The sequence below is a fragment of the Pseudomonas sp. LBUM1651 genome (genome assembly GCF_059716135.1).
On the sequence record NZ_CP166805.1, the window covers coordinates 5,806,839 to 5,830,615 of the forward strand.

General features: G+C 60.6%; 29 protein-coding genes. 18 read left to right on the forward strand and 11 right to left on the reverse strand.

The genetic code is table 11. From position 1 onward, the window contains the following. Positions 1-34: 34 nt before the first annotated feature. The 4 genes from ACA066_RS27205 to pilG form a co-directional block, all read right to left on the reverse strand. On the reverse strand, positions 35-2,092 hold the full coding sequence (locus tag ACA066_RS27205) for a methyl-accepting chemotaxis protein (protein WP_497697329.1): 2,058 nt from the start codon (positions 2,090-2,092) through the stop codon (positions 35-37). Between the two features lie 148 nt (positions 2,093-2,240). Next, positions 2,241-2,789: a chemotaxis protein CheW gene (locus ACA066_RS27210; RefSeq protein WP_497697330.1), complete on the reverse strand. Its 549-nt coding sequence runs from the start codon at positions 2,787-2,789 to the stop codon at positions 2,241-2,243. A gap of 10 nt (positions 2,790-2,799) precedes the next feature. Continuing rightward, positions 2,800-3,165, reverse strand: a complete 366-nt coding sequence (pilH, locus tag ACA066_RS27215; protein WP_007987790.1) for a twitching motility response regulator PilH — start codon at positions 3,163-3,165, stop codon at positions 2,800-2,802. A gap of 60 nt (positions 3,166-3,225) precedes the next feature. After that, a complete protein-coding gene (gene pilG / locus ACA066_RS27220; protein ID WP_027926573.1) occupies positions 3,226-3,630 on the reverse strand; it encodes a twitching motility response regulator PilG in 405 nt (134 codons plus the stop codon). A gap of 339 nt (positions 3,631-3,969) precedes the next feature. Between pilG and gshB the strand changes: the two genes are divergently transcribed. The 7 genes from gshB to ACA066_RS27255 all read left to right on the forward strand — a co-directional run bounded on the left by gshB (position 3,970) and on the right by ACA066_RS27255 (position 10,042). Further along, a complete protein-coding gene (gene gshB, locus ACA066_RS27225; protein ID WP_497697331.1) occupies positions 3,970-4,941 on the forward strand; it encodes a glutathione synthase in 972 nt (323 codons plus the stop codon). 105 nt (positions 4,942-5,046) lie between these two features. Then, the gene (locus ACA066_RS27230) at positions 5,047-5,946 is read left to right on the forward strand and encodes an energy transducer TonB (RefSeq protein WP_497697332.1); all 900 of its coding nucleotides are present in this window, start codon (positions 5,047-5,049) and stop codon (positions 5,944-5,946) included. A 200-nt stretch (positions 5,947-6,146) separates the two neighbouring features. Further along, positions 6,147-6,719, forward strand: coding sequence for a YqgE/AlgH family protein (locus ACA066_RS27235; protein WP_497697333.1), 573 nt, complete (start codon positions 6,147-6,149; stop codon positions 6,717-6,719). Next, positions 6,719-7,156: a Holliday junction resolvase RuvX gene (gene ruvX, locus ACA066_RS27240; RefSeq protein WP_003195067.1), complete on the forward strand. Its 438-nt coding sequence runs from the start codon at positions 6,719-6,721 to the stop codon at positions 7,154-7,156. The genes ACA066_RS27235 and ruvX overlap by 1 nt, the downstream gene beginning before the upstream one ends. A gap of 82 nt (positions 7,157-7,238) precedes the next feature. After that, a complete protein-coding gene (gene pyrR, locus ACA066_RS27245; RefSeq protein ID WP_497697334.1) occupies positions 7,239-7,742 on the forward strand; it encodes a bifunctional pyr operon transcriptional regulator/uracil phosphoribosyltransferase PyrR in 504 nt (167 codons plus the stop codon). Positions 7,743-7,769: 27 nt separating this feature from the next. Continuing rightward, on the forward strand, positions 7,770-8,774 hold the full coding sequence (locus ACA066_RS27250) for an aspartate carbamoyltransferase catalytic subunit (protein ID WP_007897943.1): 1,005 nt from the start codon (positions 7,770-7,772) through the stop codon (positions 8,772-8,774). Then, positions 8,771-10,042, forward strand: coding sequence for a dihydroorotase (locus ACA066_RS27255; protein ID WP_497697335.1), 1,272 nt, complete (start codon positions 8,771-8,773; stop codon positions 10,040-10,042). Before ACA066_RS27250 ends, ACA066_RS27255 begins: the two co-directional genes overlap by 4 nt. Positions 10,043-10,135: 93 nt before the next feature. Here the strand turns inward: ACA066_RS27255 and ACA066_RS27260 are convergent, their stop codons facing one another. Next, complete coding sequence (locus ACA066_RS27260; RefSeq protein ID WP_017341271.1) at positions 10,136-10,567, reverse strand: NINE protein; 432 nt, start codon at positions 10,565-10,567, stop codon at positions 10,136-10,138. Positions 10,568-10,816: 249 nt separating this feature from the next. Between ACA066_RS27260 and ACA066_RS27265 the strand changes: the two genes are divergently transcribed. Beyond that, the gene (locus ACA066_RS27265) at positions 10,817-11,434 is read left to right on the forward strand and encodes a C40 family peptidase (protein ID WP_497697336.1); all 618 of its coding nucleotides are present in this window, start codon (positions 10,817-10,819) and stop codon (positions 11,432-11,434) included. A 145-nt stretch (positions 11,435-11,579) separates the two neighbouring features. On the opposite strand, the gene ACA066_RS27270 is transcribed toward ACA066_RS27265, so the two are convergent. Continuing rightward, positions 11,580-12,614, reverse strand: a complete 1,035-nt coding sequence (locus ACA066_RS27270; protein WP_497697337.1) for a type IV pilus twitching motility protein PilT — start codon at positions 12,612-12,614, stop codon at positions 11,580-11,582. 56 nt (positions 12,615-12,670) lie between these two features. Here ACA066_RS27270 and ACA066_RS27275 point away from each other — a divergent pair, with 56 nt between their 5' ends. The 9 genes from ACA066_RS27275 (at position 12,671) to ACA066_RS27315 (ending at position 19,377) form a co-directional block, all read left to right on the forward strand. After that, a complete protein-coding gene (locus ACA066_RS27275) occupies positions 12,671-13,357 on the forward strand; it encodes a YggS family pyridoxal phosphate-dependent enzyme (RefSeq protein WP_497697338.1) in 687 nt (228 codons plus the stop codon). Between the two features lie 35 nt (positions 13,358-13,392). Next, positions 13,393-14,211 carry a pyrroline-5-carboxylate reductase gene (proC, locus tag ACA066_RS27280; protein ID WP_497697339.1) on the forward strand — a complete coding sequence of 273 codons (819 nt, stop codon included), beginning with the start codon at positions 13,393-13,395 and terminating at the stop codon, positions 14,209-14,211. A 10-nt stretch (positions 14,212-14,221) separates the two neighbouring features. After that, positions 14,222-14,812, forward strand: coding sequence for a YggT family protein (locus ACA066_RS27285; protein WP_497697340.1), 591 nt, complete (start codon positions 14,222-14,224; stop codon positions 14,810-14,812). Positions 14,813-15,007: 195 nt separating this feature from the next. Then, positions 15,008-16,147, forward strand: coding sequence for a homoserine O-succinyltransferase MetX (gene metX / locus ACA066_RS27290; RefSeq protein WP_497697341.1), 1,140 nt, complete (start codon positions 15,008-15,010; stop codon positions 16,145-16,147). Positions 16,148-16,154: 7 nt separating this feature from the next. Next, positions 16,155-16,775: a methionine biosynthesis protein MetW gene (gene metW, locus ACA066_RS27295; RefSeq protein ID WP_027926558.1), complete on the forward strand. Its 621-nt coding sequence runs from the start codon at positions 16,155-16,157 to the stop codon at positions 16,773-16,775. A 26-nt stretch (positions 16,776-16,801) separates the two neighbouring features. Further along, positions 16,802-17,236: a DUF4426 domain-containing protein gene (locus ACA066_RS27300; protein WP_497697342.1), complete on the forward strand. Its 435-nt coding sequence runs from the start codon at positions 16,802-16,804 to the stop codon at positions 17,234-17,236. After that, the gene (rdgB, locus tag ACA066_RS27305) at positions 17,233-17,829 is read left to right on the forward strand and encodes an RdgB/HAM1 family non-canonical purine NTP pyrophosphatase (protein ID WP_497697343.1); all 597 of its coding nucleotides are present in this window, start codon (positions 17,233-17,235) and stop codon (positions 17,827-17,829) included. Before ACA066_RS27300 ends, rdgB begins: the two co-directional genes overlap by 4 nt. Then, a complete protein-coding gene (gene hemW, locus ACA066_RS27310) occupies positions 17,826-19,031 on the forward strand; it encodes a radical SAM family heme chaperone HemW (protein ID WP_497697344.1) in 1,206 nt (401 codons plus the stop codon). Before rdgB ends, hemW begins: the two co-directional genes overlap by 4 nt. A gap of 22 nt (positions 19,032-19,053) precedes the next feature. Further along, a complete protein-coding gene (locus ACA066_RS27315; protein ID WP_084322429.1) occupies positions 19,054-19,377 on the forward strand; it encodes a DUF3392 domain-containing protein in 324 nt (107 codons plus the stop codon). Positions 19,378-19,507: 130 nt separating this feature from the next. Here the strand turns inward: ACA066_RS27315 and trmB are convergent, their stop codons facing one another. The 4 genes from trmB to ACA066_RS27335 form a co-directional block, all read right to left on the reverse strand. Next, a complete protein-coding gene (gene trmB / locus ACA066_RS27320; protein ID WP_497697345.1) occupies positions 19,508-20,233 on the reverse strand; it encodes a tRNA (guanosine(46)-N7)-methyltransferase TrmB in 726 nt (241 codons plus the stop codon). 9 nt (positions 20,234-20,242) lie between these two features. After that, the gene (locus tag ACA066_RS27325) at positions 20,243-21,037 is read right to left on the reverse strand and encodes a thiazole synthase (protein WP_497697346.1); all 795 of its coding nucleotides are present in this window, start codon (positions 21,035-21,037) and stop codon (positions 20,243-20,245) included. A gap of 60 nt (positions 21,038-21,097) precedes the next feature. Further along, on the reverse strand, positions 21,098-21,298 hold the full coding sequence (gene thiS, locus ACA066_RS27330; RefSeq protein WP_178098568.1) for a sulfur carrier protein ThiS: 201 nt from the start codon (positions 21,296-21,298) through the stop codon (positions 21,098-21,100). A 201-nt stretch (positions 21,299-21,499) separates the two neighbouring features. Then, positions 21,500-21,871, reverse strand: a complete 372-nt coding sequence (locus ACA066_RS27335; RefSeq protein WP_497697347.1) for a DUF423 domain-containing protein — start codon at positions 21,869-21,871, stop codon at positions 21,500-21,502. A 74-nt stretch (positions 21,872-21,945) separates the two neighbouring features. Here ACA066_RS27335 and mtgA point away from each other — a divergent pair, with 74 nt between their 5' ends. Beyond that, entirely contained in the window at positions 21,946-22,668 is a 723-nt protein-coding gene (gene mtgA / locus ACA066_RS27340) for a monofunctional biosynthetic peptidoglycan transglycosylase (protein WP_497697348.1), read from the forward strand. A gap of 204 nt (positions 22,669-22,872) precedes the next feature. Here the strand turns inward: mtgA and rpoH are convergent, their stop codons facing one another. Next, entirely contained in the window at positions 22,873-23,727 is an 855-nt protein-coding gene (gene rpoH / locus ACA066_RS27345; RefSeq protein ID WP_007897890.1) for an RNA polymerase sigma factor RpoH, read from the reverse strand. Between the last annotated feature and the right edge of the window lie 50 nt (positions 23,728-23,777).

Sequence of the window (23,777 nt, forward strand, 5' to 3'; positions counted from 1 at the left end):
TGCTCCGTTCATCGTTCGAACGCCCGTGGGCACTTCACACTTTATCCACAGTTTGCGCCTTGGCGGCCGGCAAGGTGAAACCGGACACCGAGCGCCGCAACTGGCTGGCCATTTTCGCCAGGTTGCCGATGCTTTCCGCCGTGGCCGTGGAGCCGGACGACGTTTGCGTGGTGATCTGCTGGATCACGTTCATCGTCAGGGAAATCTGCCCGGCCGAAGACGTCTGCTGCTGGGCGGCGTTGGAGATGCTCTGGATCAGCGCCGCGAGGATTTTCGATACGCCTTCGATTTCTTCCAGGGCCACACCGGCATCCTGCGCCAGACGCGCGCCACGCACTACCTCGGTGGTGGTCTGCTCCATGGAAATGACCGCTTCGTTGGTGTCGGCCTGAATCGCCCGCACCAGGGTTTCGATCTGCCGGGTCGCGGCGGACGAGCGTTCGGCCAGCCGTTGGACTTCATCGGCCACCACCGCAAAACCGCGCCCGGCGTCACCGGCCATGGAGGCCTGGATTGCCGCGTTGAGCGCGAGGATGTTGGTCTGGTCGGCAATGTCATCAATGAGGCTGACAATGTCGCCGATTTCCTGCGAAGACTCACCCAGGCGCTTGATGCGTTTGGCCGTGTCCTGAATCTGCTCGCGAATATTGTCCATGCCGTGGATGGTGTTGTGCACCACTTCATTGCCTTTGTTGGCAATTTCCACGGAGCGCTCGGCGACTGCCGAAGATTCGGCGGCGTTGGCCGAGACCTGATCGATGGACTGCGCCATGTCGTTGATCGCGGTGGAGGCTTCGCTGATCTGTTGTGCCTGATGTTCCGAGGCCTGCGCCAGGTGCATGGCGGTGGCCTGGGTTTCCTGCACGGCGGCAGCGACCTGGCCGGCGGTGAGGTTGATCGTTGCCACCAGATCGCGTAGCTGATCCACGGAATAGTTGATCGAATCGGCAATGGTCCCGGTGAAATCTTCGGTCACCGACGCCGTCACGGTCAGGTCGCCGTCCGCCAGGTCTTCAATTTCGTCGAGCAGGCGCATGATCGCGTTCTGGTTGCGTTCGTTCTTTTCAGCGGTTTCGCGCAACTGGCGATTGGTTTCGCGGACCATCACCAGGCCAATGAGGATGATCGACATCAGCGCCGCCAGACCCAGCACGTAGCCGCCAATGGTGTCGGTGTTGCGCCCGCCCGCGAGGTTTTCGAACCCGGTGGCCAAGTGGGAAGCTTCGTCGAGCAGGGTTTGCGACAGAGTGAAAATATTGCTTGCCGATTCGCGAACCTTGAACAGTTCTGGCGACGTTTCGAGAATTTCATCCACCGAACCGGAGACGAATTCGAACAGCTCGGAAATCTCGACCAAGCGGGCGCGGGCATCGCGGTCTTCGACCTGGCTGACTTTCAGTGCCGGATTGCCCTGGAGCATGCCGGTGAGCACCTGGCCGAATCGCGCAGCGTCGCGACCGAATGCGTCAGCGGCCTGTTGCGAACTTTCGTCACCCGACAACACCGTGTTCACCGCGCCGAGGATACGTTCGGCCAGCAGCGACTGACGCTGGGCCATCGCGACCTGAGCGGCCGGCGCACCCCGTTGCAGAAGGATTTCGACGACTTTTTCGTACTCGATCTGCAATTGCGGCACGGTTTCGGCGAGGGTGGCGGCGACTTGATGCAGCGACAAAACCGTCTGTTCGCTGGATAGAATGGCGTCGGCGTTTTTCAGCAGGCGTTCCCAGTCCAGTTGCACGGCGCGCATTTCCGGGCGCACCGTGGACGGGGCTGGCGGCAGGCCGGTGGAAGGGTCGCCTTTCTTCAGATAACCCCAGCGCTGGGCGAAATCGTTGCGCGCATCGCTGAGCAACTTGAACGCGGCAGCCTTGCCGGCTGCGGCTTCGGTGGCGTTCTTGGCAATACGCTGGGACAGCACGCGCAGCTCGCCGGCGTGGCCGATGTACTGTTTATCGTACGTGGCTTGAGTATTGAGGTAAGCGAAGTTGGCGAACAGCAGCATGATGAAAACAATCAACGCGATGAACAGCGCGATGATCTGCGACCGGCTGCGCGACCCTTCTGGCTTGCCTGTTTTTGCTTTTATCATCGGTCCTCGCCTGTTAACCAACACCCTAAAGCCCACTGAAGGTCTCCTGTGGGAGCGAGCCTGCTCGCGATTCAGGCGCCGCGGTGCCTCAGGAACACCGCGTTATCGTTCAATCGCGAGCAGGCTCGCTCCCACAAGGGATCCGGGGTTACAGCGCTACGTGCATAAAGCTTTGTGACTGCGCCAACGCAAACGGGCTGAACACCTGCCAATTCTGCTCACGCCGAAACCGGCCTTTGATGAACGGTGCAATCGGGCCATTCAACGCCTCTACCGGCTCCAGGCTGTCCTGGGCAAAGTGCTGAAGGCCGAAAACCTCATCGACCATCAACCCGGCAAACACGTCGTTATGCTCCACCACCAGCACCCGCCGCTGTTTGCGTACCGCCGACAACTCGTGGCCGAGCTCTTTATCTGAAAAGAAGGCGCACAGATCCATCATCGGCAGCAAGCGCCCGCGCAGGTTGGCTACGCCCTTGACCCAGGGCTTGACCCCGGGCAGCTGCGTGAACCGCGGTTCGTGCAGGACCTCGCTGACCTCGCCCATGGGCGCGACGTACCAGTGCTCGCCCAGGCGAAAACCGATGCCGCTCCAGCTGTCCTGCCGGGTCGGCTGGGAGGGCAGATCCGCCGCCAGCAGACGACAGCGCTGGTCGATCTGCAGCAGCAGTTCGAAAGCCGTCAGCGACTCGGTCATGGCCCGACGATCAACCGGCCAGCACGTTGTTCAGGGTTTTGATCAGGGTGTCTTCGTCGACCGGCTTGGTCAGGTAATCCCTGGCGCCCTGGCGCGTGCCCCAGACCTTGTCGGTTTCCTGATCCTTGGTGGTGATGATGATCACCGGAATGTGCCCGGTTTCCGGGTCTTTGGTCAGTTGGCGGGTCGCCTGGAAACCGTTGAGGCCGGGCATGACGATGTCCATCAGCACGGCGTCGGGTTTTTCCTGACGGGCAAGCGCCACGCCGTCGGCGCCGTTTTCGGCTTTCAATACTTCATGACCGTGCTTTTCCAGCATGCCGGTCAGTTTGTACATTTCAGTCGGCGAATCATCGACGATCAGAATTCGTGCCATGGTTTTCCCCATTCTTCTTGTCGACGCCGGGCCCGCTGGCCGAGCGTCACTGTGCGTGTCCTACTGCGGCAAAACGGCGGCGAAGCCCGGAACATGGGCCTGGATCGCGTTCAGCAGTTCTTCCTTGCTGAAAGGTTTGGTCAAAAACTGGTCGGAACCGACGATGCGCCCCTTGGCCTTGTCGAACAGCCCGTCCTTGGACGACAGCATGATCACTGGCGTGGACTTGAACGCACTGTTGTTCTTGATCAAGGCGCAGGTCTGATAGCCATCCAGACGCGGCATCATGATGTCGACGAAAATGATGCCGGGATGATTGTCGGCAATCTTGGCCAGGGCATCGAAACCGTCGATGGCCGTGATGACCTCACACCCCACGTTCTTCAGCAGCGTTTCGGCGGTGCGGCGAATCGTCTTCGAATCGTCGATCACCATGACCTTCAAGGCGCTGGAATGCTGGTCCATAAATGCTCTACCGTCGCCTTTGCGAATCAATTTGTCCGTTTCCGATAACCGGAGGCTCGAAACCCTTGATGTTTAAGGGCCAGAACGATATGGCAGCCTTTTTAGCACAGTCTCCAAATGCAATCTATCGGGGGACTGGCGCGGTGGTTTTTCCTTGACCGGGAACACACTCGGCGCCACTCTGACGCCACTTTTACACGGTCCTTTGTAGGAGCGAGCTTGCTCGCGATGGTCGTCAACGATGACGCGTATTCGCTGGATAACCGCGGTGCTTTGAAGTCCATCGCGAGCAAGCTCGCTCCTACAGGTCGACATACCCCCAAATTTGAGGAATGACCCATGAGCGTTCGCGTCGGGATTGTCATGGACCCTATCGCCAGCATCTCCTATAAAAAGGATAGCTCGCTGGCCATGCTGCTGGCCGCACAGAAGCGCGACTGGGAACTGTTCTATATGGAACAGGGCGATTTGTATCAGGCCGAAGGTGAAGCTCGGGCGCGGATGCGGCCGCTGAAAGTCTTCGCCAACCCGGAAAAATGGTTCGAACTGGAAGCCGAGACCGACGCGCTGCTGAGCGATCTGGACGTGATCCTGATGCGCAAGGATCCGCCGTTCGACATGGAATTCGTCTACTCCACTTACCTGCTGGAGCAGGCCGAACGCGCCGGCGTGCTGGTGGTCAACAAACCACAGAGCCTGCGTGACTGCAACGAGAAACTGTTCGCCACGCTGTTCCCGCAGTGCACGCCGCCGACCATCGTCAGCCGTCGCCCGGATGTGCTGCGCGAGTTCGCCGATCATCACGGCGACGTGATCCTCAAGCCGCTGGACGGCATGGGCGGTTCTTCGATCTTCCGTCACACCGCCGGCCACCCGAACCTGTCGGTGATTCTCGAAACCCTGACCTTGCACGGCAAGCAGCAGATCATGATCCAGGGTTACCTGCCCGCCATCGTCGATGGTGACAAGCGCATCCTGATGATCGACGGCGAGCCTGTGGATTATTGCCTGGCGCGGATTCCGGCGGCCGGCGAAACCCGTGGCAACCTCGCGGCCGGTGGTCGTGGCGAAGCCCGTCCGCTGACCGAGAAAGACCGCTGGATCGCCGCGCAAGTCGGCCCGACCCTGCGCGAGAAAGGCCTGCTGTTCGTAGGCCTGGACGTGATTGGCGAGCACCTGACGGAAATCAACGTCACCAGCCCGACCTGCATTCGCGAGATTGATAATGCGTTTGGCACGGACATCGGCGGGATGCTGATGGAGGTCATAGAGAAGAAGCTGCAAGTTGCAAGCCTCAAGCCGCAAGTTTGAAGCGCGCACCGGCAGCTTGTCGCTTGCTGCTTGAAGCTTGAAGCTAAAAACCAACATTGCGTTATCATGCCGGGCCCGTAAAAACGCGATGTTGGTTTTCTTGTCATGACACTTCCGTCCGATCTGCCCGCAGAACTCGCCCACCGTGGCGTGCGCCCGGCCGATCGCCTCGGATTTACCCTGTTTCTCGCGGCGCTGATTCACCTGGCCTTGCTGTTGGGCGTCGGCTTCACGATGGTCGAACCCAAGCAAATCAGCAAAACCCTGGAAATCACCCTCGCCACCTTCAAAAGCGAAAAGAAGCCGACGAAGGCTGATTTCCTCGCCCAGGAAAATCAGGAAGGCAGCGGCACCCTGGATAAAAAGGCGATCCCCAAGACCACCGAGGTCGCGCCGTTCCAGGACAACAAGGTGCAGAAAGTCACGCCACCACCGGCCGCCAAGCCTGAAGTGCAGGAAGCGCCGCCCAAGGCTGCCGTGACCACCGTCGCACCAAAACCGAAAAAAGCCGCAGCCAAGACCGAAGAACCCAAGCCCGTGACCAAACCCGCTGTCGCGGCGCCGACGTTCGACAGTGAACAGCTGTCCAGCGACATCGCCAGCCTGGAAGCGGAACTGGCCAACGAACAACAGCTGTACGCCAAGCGGCCGCGCATCCACCGCCTGAGCGCCGCCTCGACCATGAAAGACAAGGGCGCCTGGTACAAGGACGAATGGCGCAAGAAGGTCGAGCGCATCGGCAACCTCAATTACCCCGACGAAGCGCGGCGCAAGCAGATCTACGGCAATTTGCGGTTGATGGTTTCGATCAATCGGGACGGTTCGCTGTATGAAGTGCTGGTGCTGGAATCGTCCGGGCAACCTCTGCTGGATCAGGCGGCACAGCGGATCGTAAGGCTGGCGGCGCCGTTTTCGCCGTTTACCGGGGATTTGTCGGATATTGATCGGCTGGAAATCATTCGTACGTGGAAGTTTGCGCGCGGGGACAAGCTCTCCAGTAACTGACACGCCGCAAATCCCCCTGTAGGAGCGAGCTTGCTCGCGATAAACGGGAGAACACCGCGGGCGCCAGACAACCAGCGTTATCGTTGACGACCATCGCGAGCAAGCTCGCTCCTACAGTAAGTCATGCCGCATTCAATTTGCGGCATTTCCTGTGCATCCCCAGCTTGTCAGTTCGCCCCTCCAACGCCACACTAGCGCTCATGAAGAACGTCAGCCCCAGCTACCTCAAGCATCACTTCCTGATCGCCATGCCTCACATGGCCGACCCGAACTTTGCGCACACCTTGACCTACATCGTCGAGCACACGGCCAATGGTGCCATGGGGCTGGTGGTCAACCGGCCGCAAGACCTGAACCTGGCCGATATCCTCGAGCAATTGCGCCCCGATATCGAACCGCCGATCCTCTGCCAGCATGTGCCGATTTTCATCGGCGGCCCGGTGCAGACTGATCGCGGTTTTGTCCTGCATCCGTCGGGCAAGAAGTTTCAGGCGACCGTTGATCTGGAAGGCGACCTGTCCCTGTCCACGTCCCAGGATGTGCTGTTCGCCATCGCCGATGGCGTCGGCCCGGCCAAGAGTGTGATCACCCTGGGTTATGCCGGCTGGGAAGCCGGGCAGCTTGAAGCCGAACTGGCGCAAAACGCCTGGCTCACCTGCCCGTTCGACGCCGACATTCTGTTCAACACCAGCAGCGAACTGCGCCTCGAAGCGGCGGCCAAACACCTCGGTGTCAACCTCAGCCTGCTCACCAGCCAGGCGGGGCACGCCTGATGGCCCTGCGCCTGATCCTGGGGTTCGACTACGGCACCAAACAGATCGGCGTGGCGGTCGGCCAGGTGATTACCGGCCAGGCCCGCGAACTGTGCACCTTGAAGGCACAAAATGGTGTGCCCGACTGGAACCAGGTCGAAGCCCTCATTAAAGAGTGGAAACCCGACGCCGTCGTCGTCGGCCTGCCGCTGAACATGGACGGCACGCCGAGCGACATGTGCCTGCGCGCCGAAAAGTTCGCCCGACGCCTCAACGGCCGCTACAACCTGCCCTTCTATACCCACGATGAACGCCTGACCACCTTCGAAGCCAAGGGCGAACGGCGTGATCGTGGCGGGCAAAAAGGCAGTTACCGCGACAACCCGGTCGACGCCATCGCCGCCGCCCTGCTGCTGCAAGGCTGGCTCGACGAAAACACTGCACTGTTCGAATCCTGAAGAGCCGTAACAAGCGACTCTCTATAGCGACAACCCGAGCCACCTCCAGCACCACCCGGCCCGGGCCCAAGAAGGAGCAACCATGAGCCTGCCCAATCCCGCCGAACTGATCAGCCAGATGGCGATCCGTCTCAAGGCACATCTGGAACACCGTGGCATCAGCGAACCGCGCTACATCGGTATTCGTACCGGTGGCGTCTGGGTCGCCCAGGCGTTGCTCGAGGAACTGGGCAGCGATGCGCCGCTCGGCACGCTGGACGTGTCCTTCTACCGCGACGATTTCAGCCAGAACGGCCTGCACCCGCAAGTGCGCCCCTCAGCGCTGCCGTTCGAGATCGAAGGCCAGGACCTGGTGCTGATCGACGACGTGCTGATGAGCGGCCGCACCATCCGCGCCGCCCTGAATGAACTGTTCGACTACGGCCGCCCGGCCAGCGTGACGCTGGTGTGCCTGCTGGACCTGGACGCCGGTGAACTGCCGATCCGCCCGAATGTGGTTGGCGCGACCCTGTCGCTGGCCGCCCACGAACGCGTGAAACTGTCCGGCCCGGAACTCAAGCTCGAACTGCAAGACCTCGCCCTTTAATTCGCCCTATTGAGAGTCCCCCTCGCGATGACGCCTCTAGAAACCAAGCGCCCGCTGCAGCTCAATGATCAGGGCCAGCTGCGCCACTTCCTCTCGCTCGACGGTTTGCGCCGCGAGCTGCTGACGGAAATCCTCGACACCGCCGACTCGTTCCTCGAAGTCGGCGCCCGGGCCGTGAAGAAAGTCCCGTTGCTGCGCGGCAAGACCGTGTGCAACGTGTTCTTCGAGAACTCCACCCGCACCCGCACCACCTTCGAACTGGCGGCCCAGCGGCTGTCGGCGGACGTGATCACTTTGAACGTCTCCACCTCGTCGGCGAGCAAGGGTGAAACCCTGCTCGACACCCTGCGCAACCTGGAAGCCATGGCCGCCGACATGTTCGTCGTGCGCCACGGTGATTCCGGCGCCGCGCACTTCATCGCCGAACACGTGTGCCCGCAAGTGGCGATCATCAACGGCGGCGACGGCCGTCACGCCCACCCGACCCAAGGCATGCTCGACATGCTGACGATACGTCGGCACAAGGGTGGCTTCGAAAACCTCTCGGTGGCCATCGTCGGCGACATCCTGCACTCGCGGGTCGCGCGCTCGAACATGCTGGCGCTGAAAACCCTCGGTTGCCCGGACATCCGCGTCATCGCACCGAAAACCCTGTTGCCGATCGGCATCGAGCAATACGGCGTGAAGGTCTACACCGACATGACCGAAGGCCTGAAAGACGTCGACGTGGTGATCATGCTGCGCCTGCAACGTGAACGCATGACCGGCGGCCTGCTGCCGAGCGAAGGCGAGTTCTACCGCCTGTTCGGCCTGACCACCGCGCGCCTGGCCGGCGCCAAACCGGACTGCATCGTCATGCACCCGGGCCCGATCAACCGCGGTGTGGAAATCGAGTCGGCGGTGGCCGACGGCCCGCACTCGGTGATTCTCAACCAGGTGACCTACGGCATCGCGATTCGTATGGCCGTGTTGTCCATGGCCATGAGCGGGCAGACTGCCCAGCGCCAATTCGAGCAGGAGAACGCCCAGTGAAGCTCAGCATTCTCGGCGCCCGCTTGATCGATCCAGTCAGCGGGCTGGATCAAGTGACAGATATCCACATCGAAGCCTGCAAGATCGTCGCCATTGGCGCCGCACCGGCCGGTTTCGTCGCCGTCGACACCATTGAAGCTCAAGGCCTGGTGGCCGCTCCTGGCCTGGTTGACCTGAACGTCGCCCTGCGCGAGCCGGGTTACAGCCGCAAAGGTTCGATCGTCAGCGAAACCCGCGCTGCCGCGGCCGGTGGTGTGACCAGCCTGTGTTGCCCGCCGAAAACCAAACCGGTGCTGGACACCTCGGCCGTAGCCGAATTGATCCTCGACCGCGCCCGCGAGGCCGGCAACACCAAGGTTTTCCCGATCGGCGCGCTGAGCAAGGGTCTGGACGGTGAGCAACTGGCAGAGCTGGTTGCGTTGCGCGATGCCGGATGCGTGGCGTTCGGCAACGGTCTGGAAAGCTTCCGCAACACCCGCACGCTGTGCCGCGCGCTGGAGTACGCGGCGACCTTCGACCTGACGGTAATTTTCAACTCCCAGGACCATGATCTGGCCGAAGGTGGCTTGGCGCATGAAGGCCCGACCGCCAGTTTCCTCGGTTTGCCGGGCATTCCGGAGACCGCCGAAACCGTGGCATTGGCCCGGGATCTGCTGCTGGTCGAGCAAAGTGGCGTACGCGCACACTTCAGCCAGCTGACCAGCGCTCGCGGCGTGGCCCTGATCGCTCAGGCTCAGGCCCGTGGGTTGCCGGTGACGGCCGATGTCGCGTTGTATCAGCTGATACTGACCGACGAAGCGCTGATCGATTTCAGCAGCCTCTATCACGTCCAGCCGCCGCTGCGCACCCGCGCTGACCGCGATGGCCTGCGTGAGGCGGTGAAATCCGGTGTGGTCTCGGCCATTTCCAGCCATCACCAACCCCACGAGCGAGATGCCAAACTGGCGCCGTTCGGGGCGACTGAGCCGGGGATCAGCAGTGTCGAACTGCTGCTGCCGTTGGCGATGACGTTGGTCGAAGATGGTTTGCTGGACCTGCCGACGCTGCTGGCACGCCTGAGTGCCGGACCTGCCGAAGCCTTGCGCTTGCCGGCGGGGAAATTGGCGGTGGGTGGCGCGGCGGATATCGTGCTGTTTGACCCGACGGCTTCGACCGTGGCCGGTGAAACGTGGCTGTCCAAGGGTGAGAATTGCCCGTTCATTGGGCATAGCCTGCCGGGTGTGGTGCGTTACACCTTGGTGGATGGGCGGATCAGTCACCAGGCTTGATACCGAGTTGTCCCAATCGCTAGCAGGCTAGCTCCCACACAGGATCTGTGAACAACACAAATCCCCTGTGGGAGCTAGCCTGCTAGCGATGGCTTACTGGAAAGTGCCGCGATTCTGCGCGTTACGCACCGACACCTGATCATTCAGCGTCCAGAAGTCATACAAAACCCCCAAAAAGAACAACCCGCCCGTCACCAGATACAGCAACCCGCTGATCCACTTCCCCTGATACATCCGGTGTACACCGAACACCCCGAGAAACGTCAGCAGAATCCACGCAACGTTGTATTCGATCGGCCCGGCGGTGAAACGCAGGTCCGCTTCACGGTCCATGGCCGGGATCAGGAAGATGTCGATCAGCCAGCCAATGCCCAGCAAACCGAAGGTGAAAAACCAGATCGTCCCGGTCACCGGCTTGCCGTAATAGAAGCGGTGCGCCCCGGTAAAACCGAAAATCCACAGCAGGTAACCGATCACTTTGCTGTGGGTGTCCTGATGCGGAACGGGGTGTTGATAGGTGTTCATGGATGACCTCAATTCACACGATAGATAAATATTCTTTAAATCTTTGTGACTTTTTTACGAGTAGCCGACGTATGGCAGGTGCTACCTTGTCTTCCGTCAAACCCTTGTAGCAACTGAGTTCTGTCCGACAATTGCGTCCATTTAACGCTTATTTGGTTCCGTTGCCCGCCGTTTGAATCGACCAACGGCCTCGGAAGGGTCAAAAAAGCTGTTATAAAGTTGCGCGCTAACCTATATGAGCCTTGCCTAATGCGTCCATTTTTCAAGACATGGCTAACCATTTGCCTTTTGATGCCACTGGCCGCCCACGCCACCAATCGTGAGCAACGTCTTCCTAACGTTAATGGTTACACCCCCAAATCCCATGTTTCTGCTCCTTCGAGCAAAAACAAACAAGCCGTAAAACGCGCCCCGCAGTTGGTCAGCAAAAGCAGCCTTGTCCCGCCAATGGCGAGCAAGGAAAGCAGCAACGTGCTGAGCCGCGCCGTGAACGTCCTCGGTACACCTTACCGTTGGGGCGGCAGTAGCCCAAGCAAAGGGTTCGATTGCAGCGGCCTGGTGAAATACGCGTTCAACGACGCCACGTTCGACCTGCCGCGAACCTCGAATGCCATGGCCAGCGGTCATGGCGAGAAAGTCGATCGCAAGGATCTGAAGCCGGGCGACCTGATTTTCTTCAACATCAAGAGCCGCCGGGTCAATCACGTTGCCATCTACCTGGGCAACGACCGCTTCATCCACGCACCACGCCGTGGCAAGTCGGTGACCATCGACACCTTGAAGAAACCGTACTGGGAAAGCCACTACGTGGTTGCCAAGCGGGTTCTGCCGAAAGAGAAGAACACTCTGCAGGTTGTTCAGCGCTAAATTTAAAAGCCCTCCTCATTCTGAAGGCGGGTGATTGTGGCGAGGGAGCTTGCTCCCGCTCGAGTGCGTAGCGCTCGCTTTTTTTGGGGCCGCTTCGCAGCCCAGCGGGAGCAAGCTCCCTCGCCACAGTCCAGCATTCCAACCCTCAGAAATTATCCGGCGACCGCGCCTTCTCCCGCGCGTGCTCGCGACTGATCAAGCCTTTGGTCACCAACTCCTTCAAGCACATATCCAGCGTCTGCATCCCCAGATTCCCGCCGGTCTGAATCGATGAGTACATCTGCGCGACCTTGTCTTCGCGGATCAGGTTACGGATCGCCGATGTCCCCAGCATGATCTCGTGCGCCGCGATGCGGCCACCGCCGATCTTCTTCACCAGCGTCTGCGACACCACTGCCAGCAATGATTCGGACAACATCGAACGCACCATCGACTTCTCATCCCCCGGAAACACATCCACCACCCGGTCGATGGTTTTCGCCGCCGACGTGGTGTGCAGCGTGCCGAACACCAGGTGACCGGTCTCGGCAGCGGTCAGCGCCAGACGAATGGTCTCCAGATCCCGCATCTCCCCCACCAGAATCACATCCGGGTCTTCCCGCAGGGCCGAACGCAAGGCAGTGGCGAAACTGCGGGTATCGCGATGGACTTCGCGCTGATTGATCAGGCATTTGCGTGATTCGTGGACGAATTCGATCGGGTCTTCGATGGTCAGAATGTGGTGATGGCGATTGTTGTTCAGGTGATCGATCATCGCCGCCAGGGTGGTGGACTTGCCGGAACCGGTCGGGCCGGTCACCAGCACCAGGCCGCGGGGCGCTTCGGTAATCTTGCGAAACACTTCCCCCATGCCCAGGTCGTCCATGCTCAGGACTTTGGATGGGATGGTCCGGAATACGGCGCCTGCACCACGGTTCTGGTTGAAGGCGTTAACCCGAAAACGCGCCACGCCGGGGACTTCGAAGGAAAAGTCGGTTTCCAGATGCTTCTCGAAGTCAACCCGCTGGAGGTCGTTCATGATGTCGTAGATCAGCTCATGCACCTCCTTGTGGTCCAGAGCCGGCAGGTTGATGCGCCGCACATCGCCGTCGACGCGAATCATCGGTGGCAAGCCTGCCGACAGGTGCAAGTCGGACGCGCCTTGTTTGGCGCTGAACGCCAGCAGTTCAGTGATATCCATAGCACTCCTCAATTCCAGTAGAATGCCGCCAACCTCAGACCGCTGGCGCCTCTTGAATGTCCACGATAGCAGACAACATTGCCCTGGTTAGTTCACGCATCCGGGCTGCCGCCCTTGCCGCCCACCGTGACGAAGACAGCGTCCAGCTATTGGCCGTGAGCAAGACCAAGCCCGCTGACGCCGTGCGTGAAGCCCACGCCGCCGGCCTGCGCGACTTTGGCGAGAACTACCTGCAGGAAGCCCTGGGCAAACAGCTCGAATTGACCGACCTGCCCTTGATCTGGCACTTCATCGGCCCCATTCAGTCGAACAAGACTCGCGCTATCGCCGAGCACTTCGCCTGGGTGCATTCCGTGGATCGTTTGAAAATTGCACAACGCCTGTCCGAACAACGTCCTGCCGATCTGCCGCCACTGAACATCTGCATCCAGGTCAACGTCAGCGGTGAAGCCAGCAAGTCCGGCTGTACCCCGGCCGACCTGCCCGCCCTGGCCCACGCCATCAGCGAACTGCCGCGCCTCAAGCTGCGCGGGTTGATGGCGATTCCCGAGCCGACTGAAGATCGCGCCGCCCAGGACGCTGCTTTTGCTGCCGTGCAAAGCCTGCAAGCCAGCCTGAACCTGCCGCTCGACACACTTTCCATGGGCATGAGCCACGACCTTGAGTCGGCCATCGCCCAAGGCGCCACTTGGGTCCGTATCGGAACGGCCCTGTTTGGTGCCCGCGACTACGGTCAGCCTTGAACAATGGCTGACACCACTCTTTATAAGGACCTTACATGAGCAAGACTCGTATTGCCTTTATCGGTGCCGGCAACATGGCCGCCAGCCTGATCGGCGGCCTGCGCGCCAAAGGTCTGGACGCCGCGCAGATCCGCGCCAGCGATCCGGGTGTTGAAACCCGCGCCAAAGTGAACGCCGAACACGGCATCGACGTATTTGCCGACAACGCCGAGGCCATTCAAGGCGCGGACGTGGTCGTACTGGCGGTCAAACCCCAGGCGATGAAAGCCGTGTGCGAAGCGATTCGCCCGAGCTTGAAACCGAATCAACTGGTGGTGTCGATCGCCGCCGGCATCACCTGCGCCAGCATGAACAACTGGCTCGGCGCCCAACCGATCGTGCGCTGCATGCCCAACACCCCGGCGCTGCTGCGTCAGGGCGTGAGCGGTTTGTTCGCCACTGCCGAAGTCACCGCAGAACAACGTCAGCAGGCGCAAGAGCTGCTGTCGGCCGTAGGCATCGCCTTGTGGTTGAACGAAGAACAGCAACTGGACGCCGTCACCGCCGTGTCCGGCTCGGGCCCTGCGTACTTCTTCCTTCTGATCGAAGCCATGACCGCCGCCGGCGTGAAGCTGGGTCTGCCGGCGGACATCGCCGCGCAACTGACCCTGCAAACCGCGCTGGGCGCCGCGCACATGGCGGTTGCCAGCGATGTCGACGCCGCAGAACTGCGTCGCCGCGTGACTTCGCCTGCGGGCACCACAGAAGCTGCAATCAAATCGTTCCAGGCTGGTGGCTTCGAAGCCCTGGTAGAAAAAGCACTTGGCGCCGCTGCGCACCGCTCGGCCGAGATGGCCGAACAATTGGGTCAATAAGGAGCCTTACATGATTGGATTGAACACTGCAGCGGTATACGTGCTGCAAACCCTCGGCAGCCTGTACCTGCTGATCGTGCTGCTGCGCTTTGTGCTGCAACTGGTGCGCGCGAATTTCTACAACCCGCTGTGCCAATTCGCCGTCAAGGCTACCCAGCCGCTGCTCAAGCCGCTGCGCCGGATCATCCCGAGCATGTTCGGCCTGGACATGTCCTCGCTGGTGCTGGCGATCCTCGTGCAGCTGGCGCTGATGGCCCTCACCCTGCTGCTGACCTACGGCACCATCGGCAACCCGCTGCAACTGCTGATCTGGTCGCTGATCGGGGTGACCGCGCTGTTCCTGAAGATTTTCTTCTTCGCGCTGATCATCAGCGTGATCCTGTCGTGGGTCGCCCCGGGTAGCCATAACCCGGGCGCCGAACTGGTGAACCAGATCTGCGAGCCGGCCCTGGCGCCGTTCCGCAAGATCGTGCCGAACCTCGGCGGCCTGGATATCTCGCCGATTCTGGCATTCCTGGTACTCAAGCTGATCGACATGCTGGTGATCAACAACCTCGCCGCGATGACGATGATGCCGGAAATCCTGCGCCTGCTGATCTGATCGGCAGGCTCACCGCGTCATCGTTTTTCGCGAGCAAGCCTCACTCCTACAGGATCTACGAAATCCCTGTAGGAGCGAGGCTTGCCCGCGAATGCCGCACCTCGGTCCAACTGAATAAAATCAGGCCCGACCTTTGCTTGCCGCTAACCCCACCGGTCTTTAGACTTACGCCTCATTTCAACGAGAGCAGGGTCGATGCCAACTGCCTTTCCCCCCGATTCTGTTGGTCTGGTGACGCCGCAAGTGGCGCACTTCAGCGAACCCCTGGCCCTGGCCTGCGGCCGCTCGCTCCCGGCCTATGACCTGATCTACGAAACCTACGGCACGCTGAACGCCACGGCGAGCAACGCCGTGCTGATTTGCCACGCCTTGTCCGGTCACCACCACGCTGCCGGTTTCCACAGCCCCGACGACCGCAAGCCTGGTTGGTGGGACAGCTGCATCGGCCCCGGCAAGCCGATCGACACCAACAAGTTCTTCGTGGTCAGCCTGAACAACCTCGGCGGTTGCAACGGCTCCACCGGCCCGAGCAGCGTCAACCCGGAGACCGACAAGCCGTTCGGCGCCGATTTCCCGGTGCTGACCGTGGAAGACTGGGTGCACAGCCAGGCACGTCTGGCCGACCGGATCGGCATCAGCCAATGGGCCGCCGTGATTGGCGGCAGCCTCGGCGGCATGCAAGCAATGCAGTGGAGCATCACGTACCCCGATCGCATTCGTCACTGCCTGGCCATCGCCTCGGCACCGAAACTGTCGGCGCAGAACATCGCGTTCAACGAAGTCGCACGCCAGGCGATCCTCACCGACCCCGAATTCCACGGCGGTTCGTTCCAGGAAGCGGGCGTGATCCCCAAGCGCGGCTTGATGCTGGCGCGAATGGTCGGCCACATCACTTACCTGTCCGACGATTCCATGGGCGAGAAATTCGGCCGTGGCCTCAAGAGCGAAAAGCTCAACTACGACTTCCACAGCGTCGAGTTCCAGGTTGAAAGCTACCTGCGTTACCAGGGTGAAGAGTTCTCCGGGCGTTTCGATGCCAACACCTACCTGCTGATGACCAAGGCACTGGACTACTTTGACCCGGCGGCGAACTTCGACGATGACCTGGCGAAAACCTTCGCCGGCGCCTCGGCCAAGTTCTGCGTGATGTCCTTCACCACCGACTGGCGCTTCTCCCCTGCCCGCTCGCGGGAACTGGTGGACGCATTGATGGCGGCCAAGAAAGACGTTTGCTACCTCGAGATCGACGCTCCGCAAGGCCACGACGCCTTCCTGATTCCGATCCCGCGCTACCTGCAGGCGTTCGGCAATTACATGAACCGCATTACGCTGTGAGAAAGCCATGAGAGCTGATCTGGAAATCATCCAGGAATGGATCCCCGCCGGCAGCCGCGTGCTCGACCTCGGTTGCGGGGACGGCGAGCTGCTGACGTGGCTGCGGGACAACAAACAAGTCACCGGTTACGGCCTGGAAAACGACCCGGACAACATCGCCGAGTGCGTGGCCAAGGGCATCAACGTGATCGAGCAGGACCTGGACAAGGGCCTGGGCAACTTTGCCAGCAACAGTTTCGACATCGTGGTCATGACCCAGGCGCTGCAAGCCGTGCACTACCCGGACAAGATCCTCGACGAAATGCTGCGCGTCGGTCGCCAGTGCATCATCACCTTCCCCAACTTCGGTCACTGGCGCTGCCGCTGGTACCTGGCGAGCAAGGGCCGGATGCCGGTGTCCGAGTTTCTGCCGTACACCTGGTACAACACGCCGAACATCCACTTCTGCACCTTCGAAGACTTTGAAGCGTTATGTCGTGAACGTGAAGCGAAGGTCATTGATCGGCTTGCCGTGGATCAACAGCATCGGCACGGGTGGGCCAGTAAGCTATGGCCTAATCTGTTAGGTGAGATCGGTATCTACCGCGTCAGCAGCCCCGGGCTGCAGGACCACAAGGTCGCGGTCTGAACCACGACATTCCAAGGAGAACGATCATGGGTCGACTAGCGCTGTTTTTACTCACTGCCTGCCTGAGCGTCACCGCCATGGCCGCCGATGCCATCAAAGGTGACCGTCAGGAAAAATTCGGCGATGTGACGGTGCATTACAACACCTTCAACTCCACCTTCCTGACGCCCGACATCGCCAAAGCCGCGGAACTCACCCGCAGCAAGAATCAAGGCGTGATCAACATTTCGGTGCTCAAGGACGGCAAGCCGCAGATGGCTCAAGTGAGCGGCTCGGTCAAAGACCTGACCAGCCAGACCGTGCCACTGAAATTCAAACAGATCACCGAACAAGGCGCGATCTACTACATCGCCCAGTTCCCGGTCGATCAGCAGGAAGTCCGCACCTTCGACATCAAGGTGCAGACCGGTGACAAAATCAACACCATCAATTTCAACCAAGAGCTCTTCCCTGGCCAATGATCAACTTCACGCAACTCGTACTGGCCAGCCACAACGCCGGCAAACTCAAGGAACTTCAGGCCATGCTCGGCGGTTCGGTGCAACTGCGCTCGATCGGCGAGTTCAGCAGCGTCGAGCCTGAAGAAACCGGTCTGTCGTTCGTCGAGAACGCCATCCTCAAGGCCCGCAATGCCGCGCGCATTTCCGGCCTGCCGGCACTGGCCGATGATTCCGGGCTGGCAGTGGATTTCCTCGGTGGTGCGCCGGGGATCTACTCGGCTCGTTATGCCGATGGCCAGGGCGATGCGGCGAACAACGCCAAACTGCTCGACGCCTTGAAAGACGTGCCGGAAGCGGAGCGCGGTGCGCAGTTCGTCTGTGTACTGGCGCTGGTGCGTCACGCCGACGATCCATTGCCGATCCTCTGCGAAGGTCTGTGGCACGGGCGCATCCTGACCCACGCCAGCGGTGAACATGGGTTTGGTTACGACCCGCTGTTCTGGGTGCCGTCGCGCGATTGCTCCAGCGCCGAGCTGAGCCCGAGCGAAAAGAACCTCATCAGCCACCGCGCCCGTGCAATGGATCTGCTGCGCCAGCGTCTAGGCCTGATATGACCCATGAATCATCCGCGTCACCGCTGATCTTCGGCGGTGCCGCACAATCGCCTCGGGCCGCGCTGCCAACGCTGCCGCCCCTGGCGCTGTACATCCACATCCCGTGGTGTGTGCGCAAATGCCCTTATTGCGACTTCAACTCCCACACGGCCAGCCCGGTGCTGCCGGAGCAGGAATACGTCGACGCCTTGCTGGCCGATCTCGATCAGGACCTGCACGCGGTCTACGGTCGCGAGTTGAGCTCGATCTTCTTCGGTGGCGGCACGCCGAGCCTGTTCAGCGCCGAGGCCTTGGGCCGCTTGCTCAAAGGTGTCGAGCAGCGCATTCCGTTTGCCAGTGACATCGAAATCACCCTCGAGGCCAATCCGGGGACGTTCGAGCAAGAGAAGTTCGTCGCTTACCGCGCATTGGGCATCAATCGGCTGTCGATCGGTATCCAGAGCTTTCAGGAAGAAAAACTCAAGGCGCTGGGGCGGATTCACAACGGTGACGAAGCGGTACGTGCCGCCGGCATGGCCCGGCAGGCCGGGTTCGATAACTTCAACCTGGACCTGATGCACGGTTTGCCGGATCAGTCGCTGGACGATGCCCTGAGCGATTTGCGTCAGGCCATCGCCCTGAAACCGACCCACTTGTCCTGGTATCAACTGACGCTGGAGCCGAACACGGTGTTCTGGAACCAGCCGCCGACGCTGCCGGAAGACGACATGCTGTGGGACATTCAGGAAGCCGGTCAGGCGCTGCTCGCCGAGCACGGTTACGCGCAATACGAAGTCTCCGCCTATGCCCAGCCCGGTCGTCCGGCTCGGCACAACCTCAACTACTGGAGTTTTGGCGACTTCATCGGCATCGGCGCCGGCGCTCACGGCAAGCTCAGTCACCCGGATGGGCGCATCGTGCGCACCTGGAAGACGCGCCTGCCGAAGGACTACCTGAACCCGGCGAAAAGCTTCAAGGCTGGCGAGAAGGCACTGACCAATGATGAACTGCCGTTCGAGTTCCTGATGAACGCCTTGCGCCTGACCGAGGGCGTCGAATCGCGGCTGTACCCGGAGCGTACCGGGCTGAGTCTGGAAAGCCTTGCCGAACGCCGCCTCGAGGCCGAACAAAGCGGCCTGTTGCAGGTCGAACCGTCACGCCTGGCGGCCACCGAGCGCGGGCAACTGTTCCTCAACGACTTGCTGCAAAAATTTCTGAGCTGATTTCAGCCTTAAGGGAAAACGAATGGATTTGATACTCGACCTGCTCGCCACTGTCTCCCGCTGGAGCCGCAGCAACCTGTCGGAAATCTCGCTGGCGCTGGTGGGCTGTTTGCTGGTGCTGTTCGGCGCGGACATCAAAGGCTGGGTCGATCAGCGTCTGGGCAGCATCGCCGGCGCCTTGCGCGTCCCGCTGATGGCCCTGTTGTGCATGGTCGGCAGCGGCGTCGCGCTGATCTACGCCACGCCGTGGATCATCAAAGGCCTGAGCCAGTTCAACAACTACAGCCTGGCGCCGGTGTTGTTGGTGGTGTTGGTGCTCATCGGCGTCGTCGCCGACCGCCGCTGATTTCCGGACACCACAAAAAACTGTAGGAGCCGAGCTTGCTCGCGATGAGGCCATAACATTCAACATCTATGTTGACTGTCAGGCCGCCATCGCGAGCAAGCTCGGCTCCTACAGTTTTACAGCGTAAGGCTCAGGACTGCTTTTCGAACTTCAGGTCCCACACCCCATGCCCAAGACGTTCGCCACGGCGTTCGAACTTGGTGATCGGACGTTCAGCCGGGCGCGGCACGCACTTGCCGTCTTCAGCCAGGTTGCGATAACCCGGTGCGACATTCATCACTTCCAGCATGTACTCGGCGTACGGTTCCCAGTCGGTGGCCATGTGCAGAATGCCGCCGACCTTCAACTTGCTGCGCACCAGTTCAGCGAACGACGCCTGAACGATACGGCGCTTGTGGTGACGGCTCTTGTGCCACGGGTCCGGGAAAAACAGCATCAGGCGATCGAGACTGTTGTCGGCGATGCAACGGTTGAGCACTTCGATCGCGTCGCAATCGTAGACGCGCAGGTTGGTCAGGCCCTGAGTCAGCACGCCATTGAGCAGCGCGCCGACACCCGGGCGATGCACTTCCACGCCAATGAAATCCTGTTCCGGCGAAGCCGCGGCCATTTCCAGCAGCGAATGGCCCATGCCGAAACCGATTTCCAGCGAGCGCGGCGCCGAGCGGCCGAACACCTGGTCGTAATCCACCGGCGCGTCGGCCAATGGCAGCACGAACAGCGACGTGCCTTGATCCAGGCCTTTTTGCTGGCCTTCGGTCATGCGCCCGGCGCGCATCACGAAACTCTTGATGCGGCGGTGTTGGCGCTCGTCGCCTTCTTCCGTCTGGATTGGCGTGTCGTTTGATTCAGTCATCAATGGCTCTTACTTGATCAGACCATCCAGCGGCGAAGAGGCGCTGGCATAGAGTTTTTTCGGCATGCGGCCGGCGAGGTAGGCCAGGCGGCCCGCGACGATCGCATGTTTCATGGCTTCAGCCATCATGATCGGCTGCTGGGCATGGGCGATGGCCGAGTTCATCAGCACCGCTTCACAACCCAGTTCCATGGCGATGGTGGCGTCGGAAGCGGTGCCGACACCGGCATCCACCAACACGGGAATCTTGGCTTCTTCGAGGATGATCTGCAGGTTGTACGGGTTGCAGATTCCCAGGCCCGTGCCGATCAGACCGGCCAGAGGCATGACCGCGATGCAGCCGATTTCCGCCAGTTGACGGGCAATGATCGGGTCATCGCTGGTGTAAACCATCACGTCGAAGCCTTCCTTGACCAGCACTTCGGCGGCCTTGAGGGTTTCGATGACGTTGGGGAACAGGGTTTTCTGGTCCGCCAGCACTTCCAGCTTCACCAGGTTGTGGCCGCCGAGCAGCTCACGGGCCAGGCGGCAGGTGCGCACAGCCTCGGTAGCATCAAAGCAACCGGCGGTGTTAGGCAGGAAGGTATAGCGATCCGGCGACAGGACTTCGAGCAGGTTCGGTTCGCCCGCATTCTGGCCGAGGTTGGTACGGCGCACGGCAAAGGTGACGATCTCGGCACCCGAGGCTTCGATGGCCAGGCGGGTTTCTTCCATGTCGCGGTACTTGCCGGTGCCTACCAGCAAACGCGACTGGTAAGTACGACCGGCCAGGACGAAGGGCTTGTCGCTACGAACGATGCTCATGGGAAATCCTCTGTAGGGGTGAGGTTCTTGCAGAATTCTGTGCCCTTATGGGCCGGGCGACTAGCCGCCGCCGATGGCGTGTACCACTTCGACCGAATCACCGTCGTTCAGCATGGTTTCGGCGTGCTGGCTGCGCGGGACGATATCCAGATTGAGCTCGACCGCCACCCGGCGTCCGGTCAGTTCCAGACGGGTCAGCAGGGCCGCAACGGTTTCACCGTCGGGCAGTTCAAGGGATTCGCCGTTCAACTGAATGCGCATGCCGAATGCCGCCATCATTTTTAGGGGCTGGCATTCTAGCCCGATCAGTCTTGGCGACCCAAGCCATTCGTCATGTCGTGGACCTTGTAGGAGCAGCCGGTCGACGCTCGATTGCTCGCGATGGACGTCAACGATAACGCGTGAATACTGATGAAACGCGTTGCCCTTGAGTTTATCGCGAGCAAGCTCGGCTCCTACAGGTCAGCTCAACCGCCAGGCGGCAAGGCCCAGGCAGAGCCAACCCACCAGAAACGCCAGGCCGCCGAAGGGTGTGATGATCCCGAGCTTGCTGACGCCGGTCAGGGTCAACACGTACAGACTGCCGGAAAACAGCAGGATGCCGATGGCAAACGAGGCGCCGGCCCAAGTGATCAGCCGACCCGGAATCTGTGTGGCCAGCAGCGCTAGACCCAGCAATGCCAAGGTGTGCACCAATTGGTAGGTGACGCCGGTGTGGAAGATCGCCAGGTATTCAGGCGTCAGCCGGTTTTTCAGGCCATGGGCGGCGAACGCGCCAAGGGCAACGCCGGTGAAGCCGAAGAAAGCGGCCAGCATCAGAAAGCCACGCAGCATGAAGAACTCCAGTCAGATTCGATCAACAGGGTCTGTATAATGGCCCGCTCAACGGGTTCGGCCAAGCCATCTCTATGCTGCGTTTATTTTTGCGACGATTCACGAAGGCCCTGCTCTGGTTCGCGGGTGGCAGCGTATTGCTGGTTCTGATTTTTCGCGTGGTACCGCCACCGGGCACGGCTTTGATGGTCGAGCGCAAGATCGAATCCTGGTTCGACGGCGAGCCGATTGACCTGCAACGCACCTGGAAACCCTGGGATGAAATCTCTGACGACCTTAAAGTCGCAGTGATTGCCGGCGAAGATCAGAAATTCCCGGAGCATTGGGGTTTTGACCTGGGTGCGATCCGGGCCGCACTGGCCCACAACGAGCTGGGCGGTTCGGTGCGCGGCGCCAGTACTTTGAGCCAGCAAGTGTCGAAGAACCTGTTTTTGTGGTCGGGGCGCAGCTGGTTGCGCAAAGGGCTGGAAGCCTGGTTTACCGGGTTGATCGAGGTGCTCTGGCCCAAGCAGCGGATTCTTGAGGTTTACTTGAACAGCGTCGAGTGGGATGACGGCGTGTTTGGCGCAGAAGCGGCGGCTCGGCATCACTTCGGGGTAAGCGCTAAAGGCCTTAGTCGTCAGCAATCGAGCCTGCTGGCGGCGGTGTTGCCAAACCCGCGAGTGTGGAGTGCGAGCCATCCGACCAACTATGTCGCGCGGCGGGCCGGGTGGATTCGGCAGCAGATGAGTCAGCTAGGGGGTGATAGCTATCTGCTGGGGCTCAATGACTCACGTCGGGCGCCTTGGGCACAGTAGCTGATCTCCTGAACACTGAAGATCCACTGTGGGAGCGAGCCTGCTCGCGATAGCGGTAGATCATCCAACATTTTTATCTACTGACCTGACGCCATCGCGAGCAGGCTCGCTCCCACAGTGGTTTTGGGGTGTGGCGGGAATATTGGGCACAAACAAAAACGCCCCGATCAATGATCGGGGCGTTTTTTATTGCCTTCACGCAGCTTAGGCGGCGATCGACAACTTGAGCTTGTTCATCGCGCTCTTCTCAAGCTGACGAATACGCTCGGCCGACACGTTGTACTTCTGCGCCAGGTCGTGCAGCGTGGCTTTCTCTTCAGCCAACCAGCGCTGATAAAGGATGTCACGGCTGCGGTCATCCAGCACTTCCAGCGCTTCGTGCAGGTTGTGATTGGAGTTGTCGCTCCAGTCGGCGTCTTCCAGTTGACGGGCCGGGTCGTACCGGTGGTCTTCCAGATAGTTGGCCGGCGACTGGAAAGCGCTGTCGTCGTCCGCTTCTGCGGCCGGGTCGAAAGCCATGTCATGGCCGGTCAGGCGACTTTCCATCTCGCGCACTTCCCGCGGCTCTACGCCGAGGCTTTCCGCCACACGGTGGACTTCCTCGTTGTTCAGCCACGCCAGACGTTTCTTCTGGCTGCGCAGGTTGAAGAACAGCTTGCGCTGGGCCTTGGTGGTCGCGACTTTCACGATGCGCCAGTTGCGCAGGATGAACTCGTGGATTTCCGCCTTGATCCAGTGCACGGCGAACGAAACCAGACGCACGCCCATTTCCGGGTTGAAGCGTTTCACAGCCTTCATCAGGCCGACGTTGCCTTCCTGGATCAGGTCAGCCTGAGCCAGACCGTAGCCGGAATAGCTACGGGCGATATGTACGACAAAACGCAGGTGGGCGAGCACCATCTGCCGAGCCGCCCCCAAATCCTGCTCATAATAGAGACTCTCGGCCAGTTCACGCTCCTGCTCCGGCGTCAGCAAAGGAATGCTGTTGACGGTGTGCACATAGGCCTCCAGGTTCGCACCCGGGACCAGAGCATATGCAGGTTGCAAAGAATTGGTCATACGAAAAAACCTCCGACTTACAAACTCGTGCAGTTCAGCACTGCGAAAAT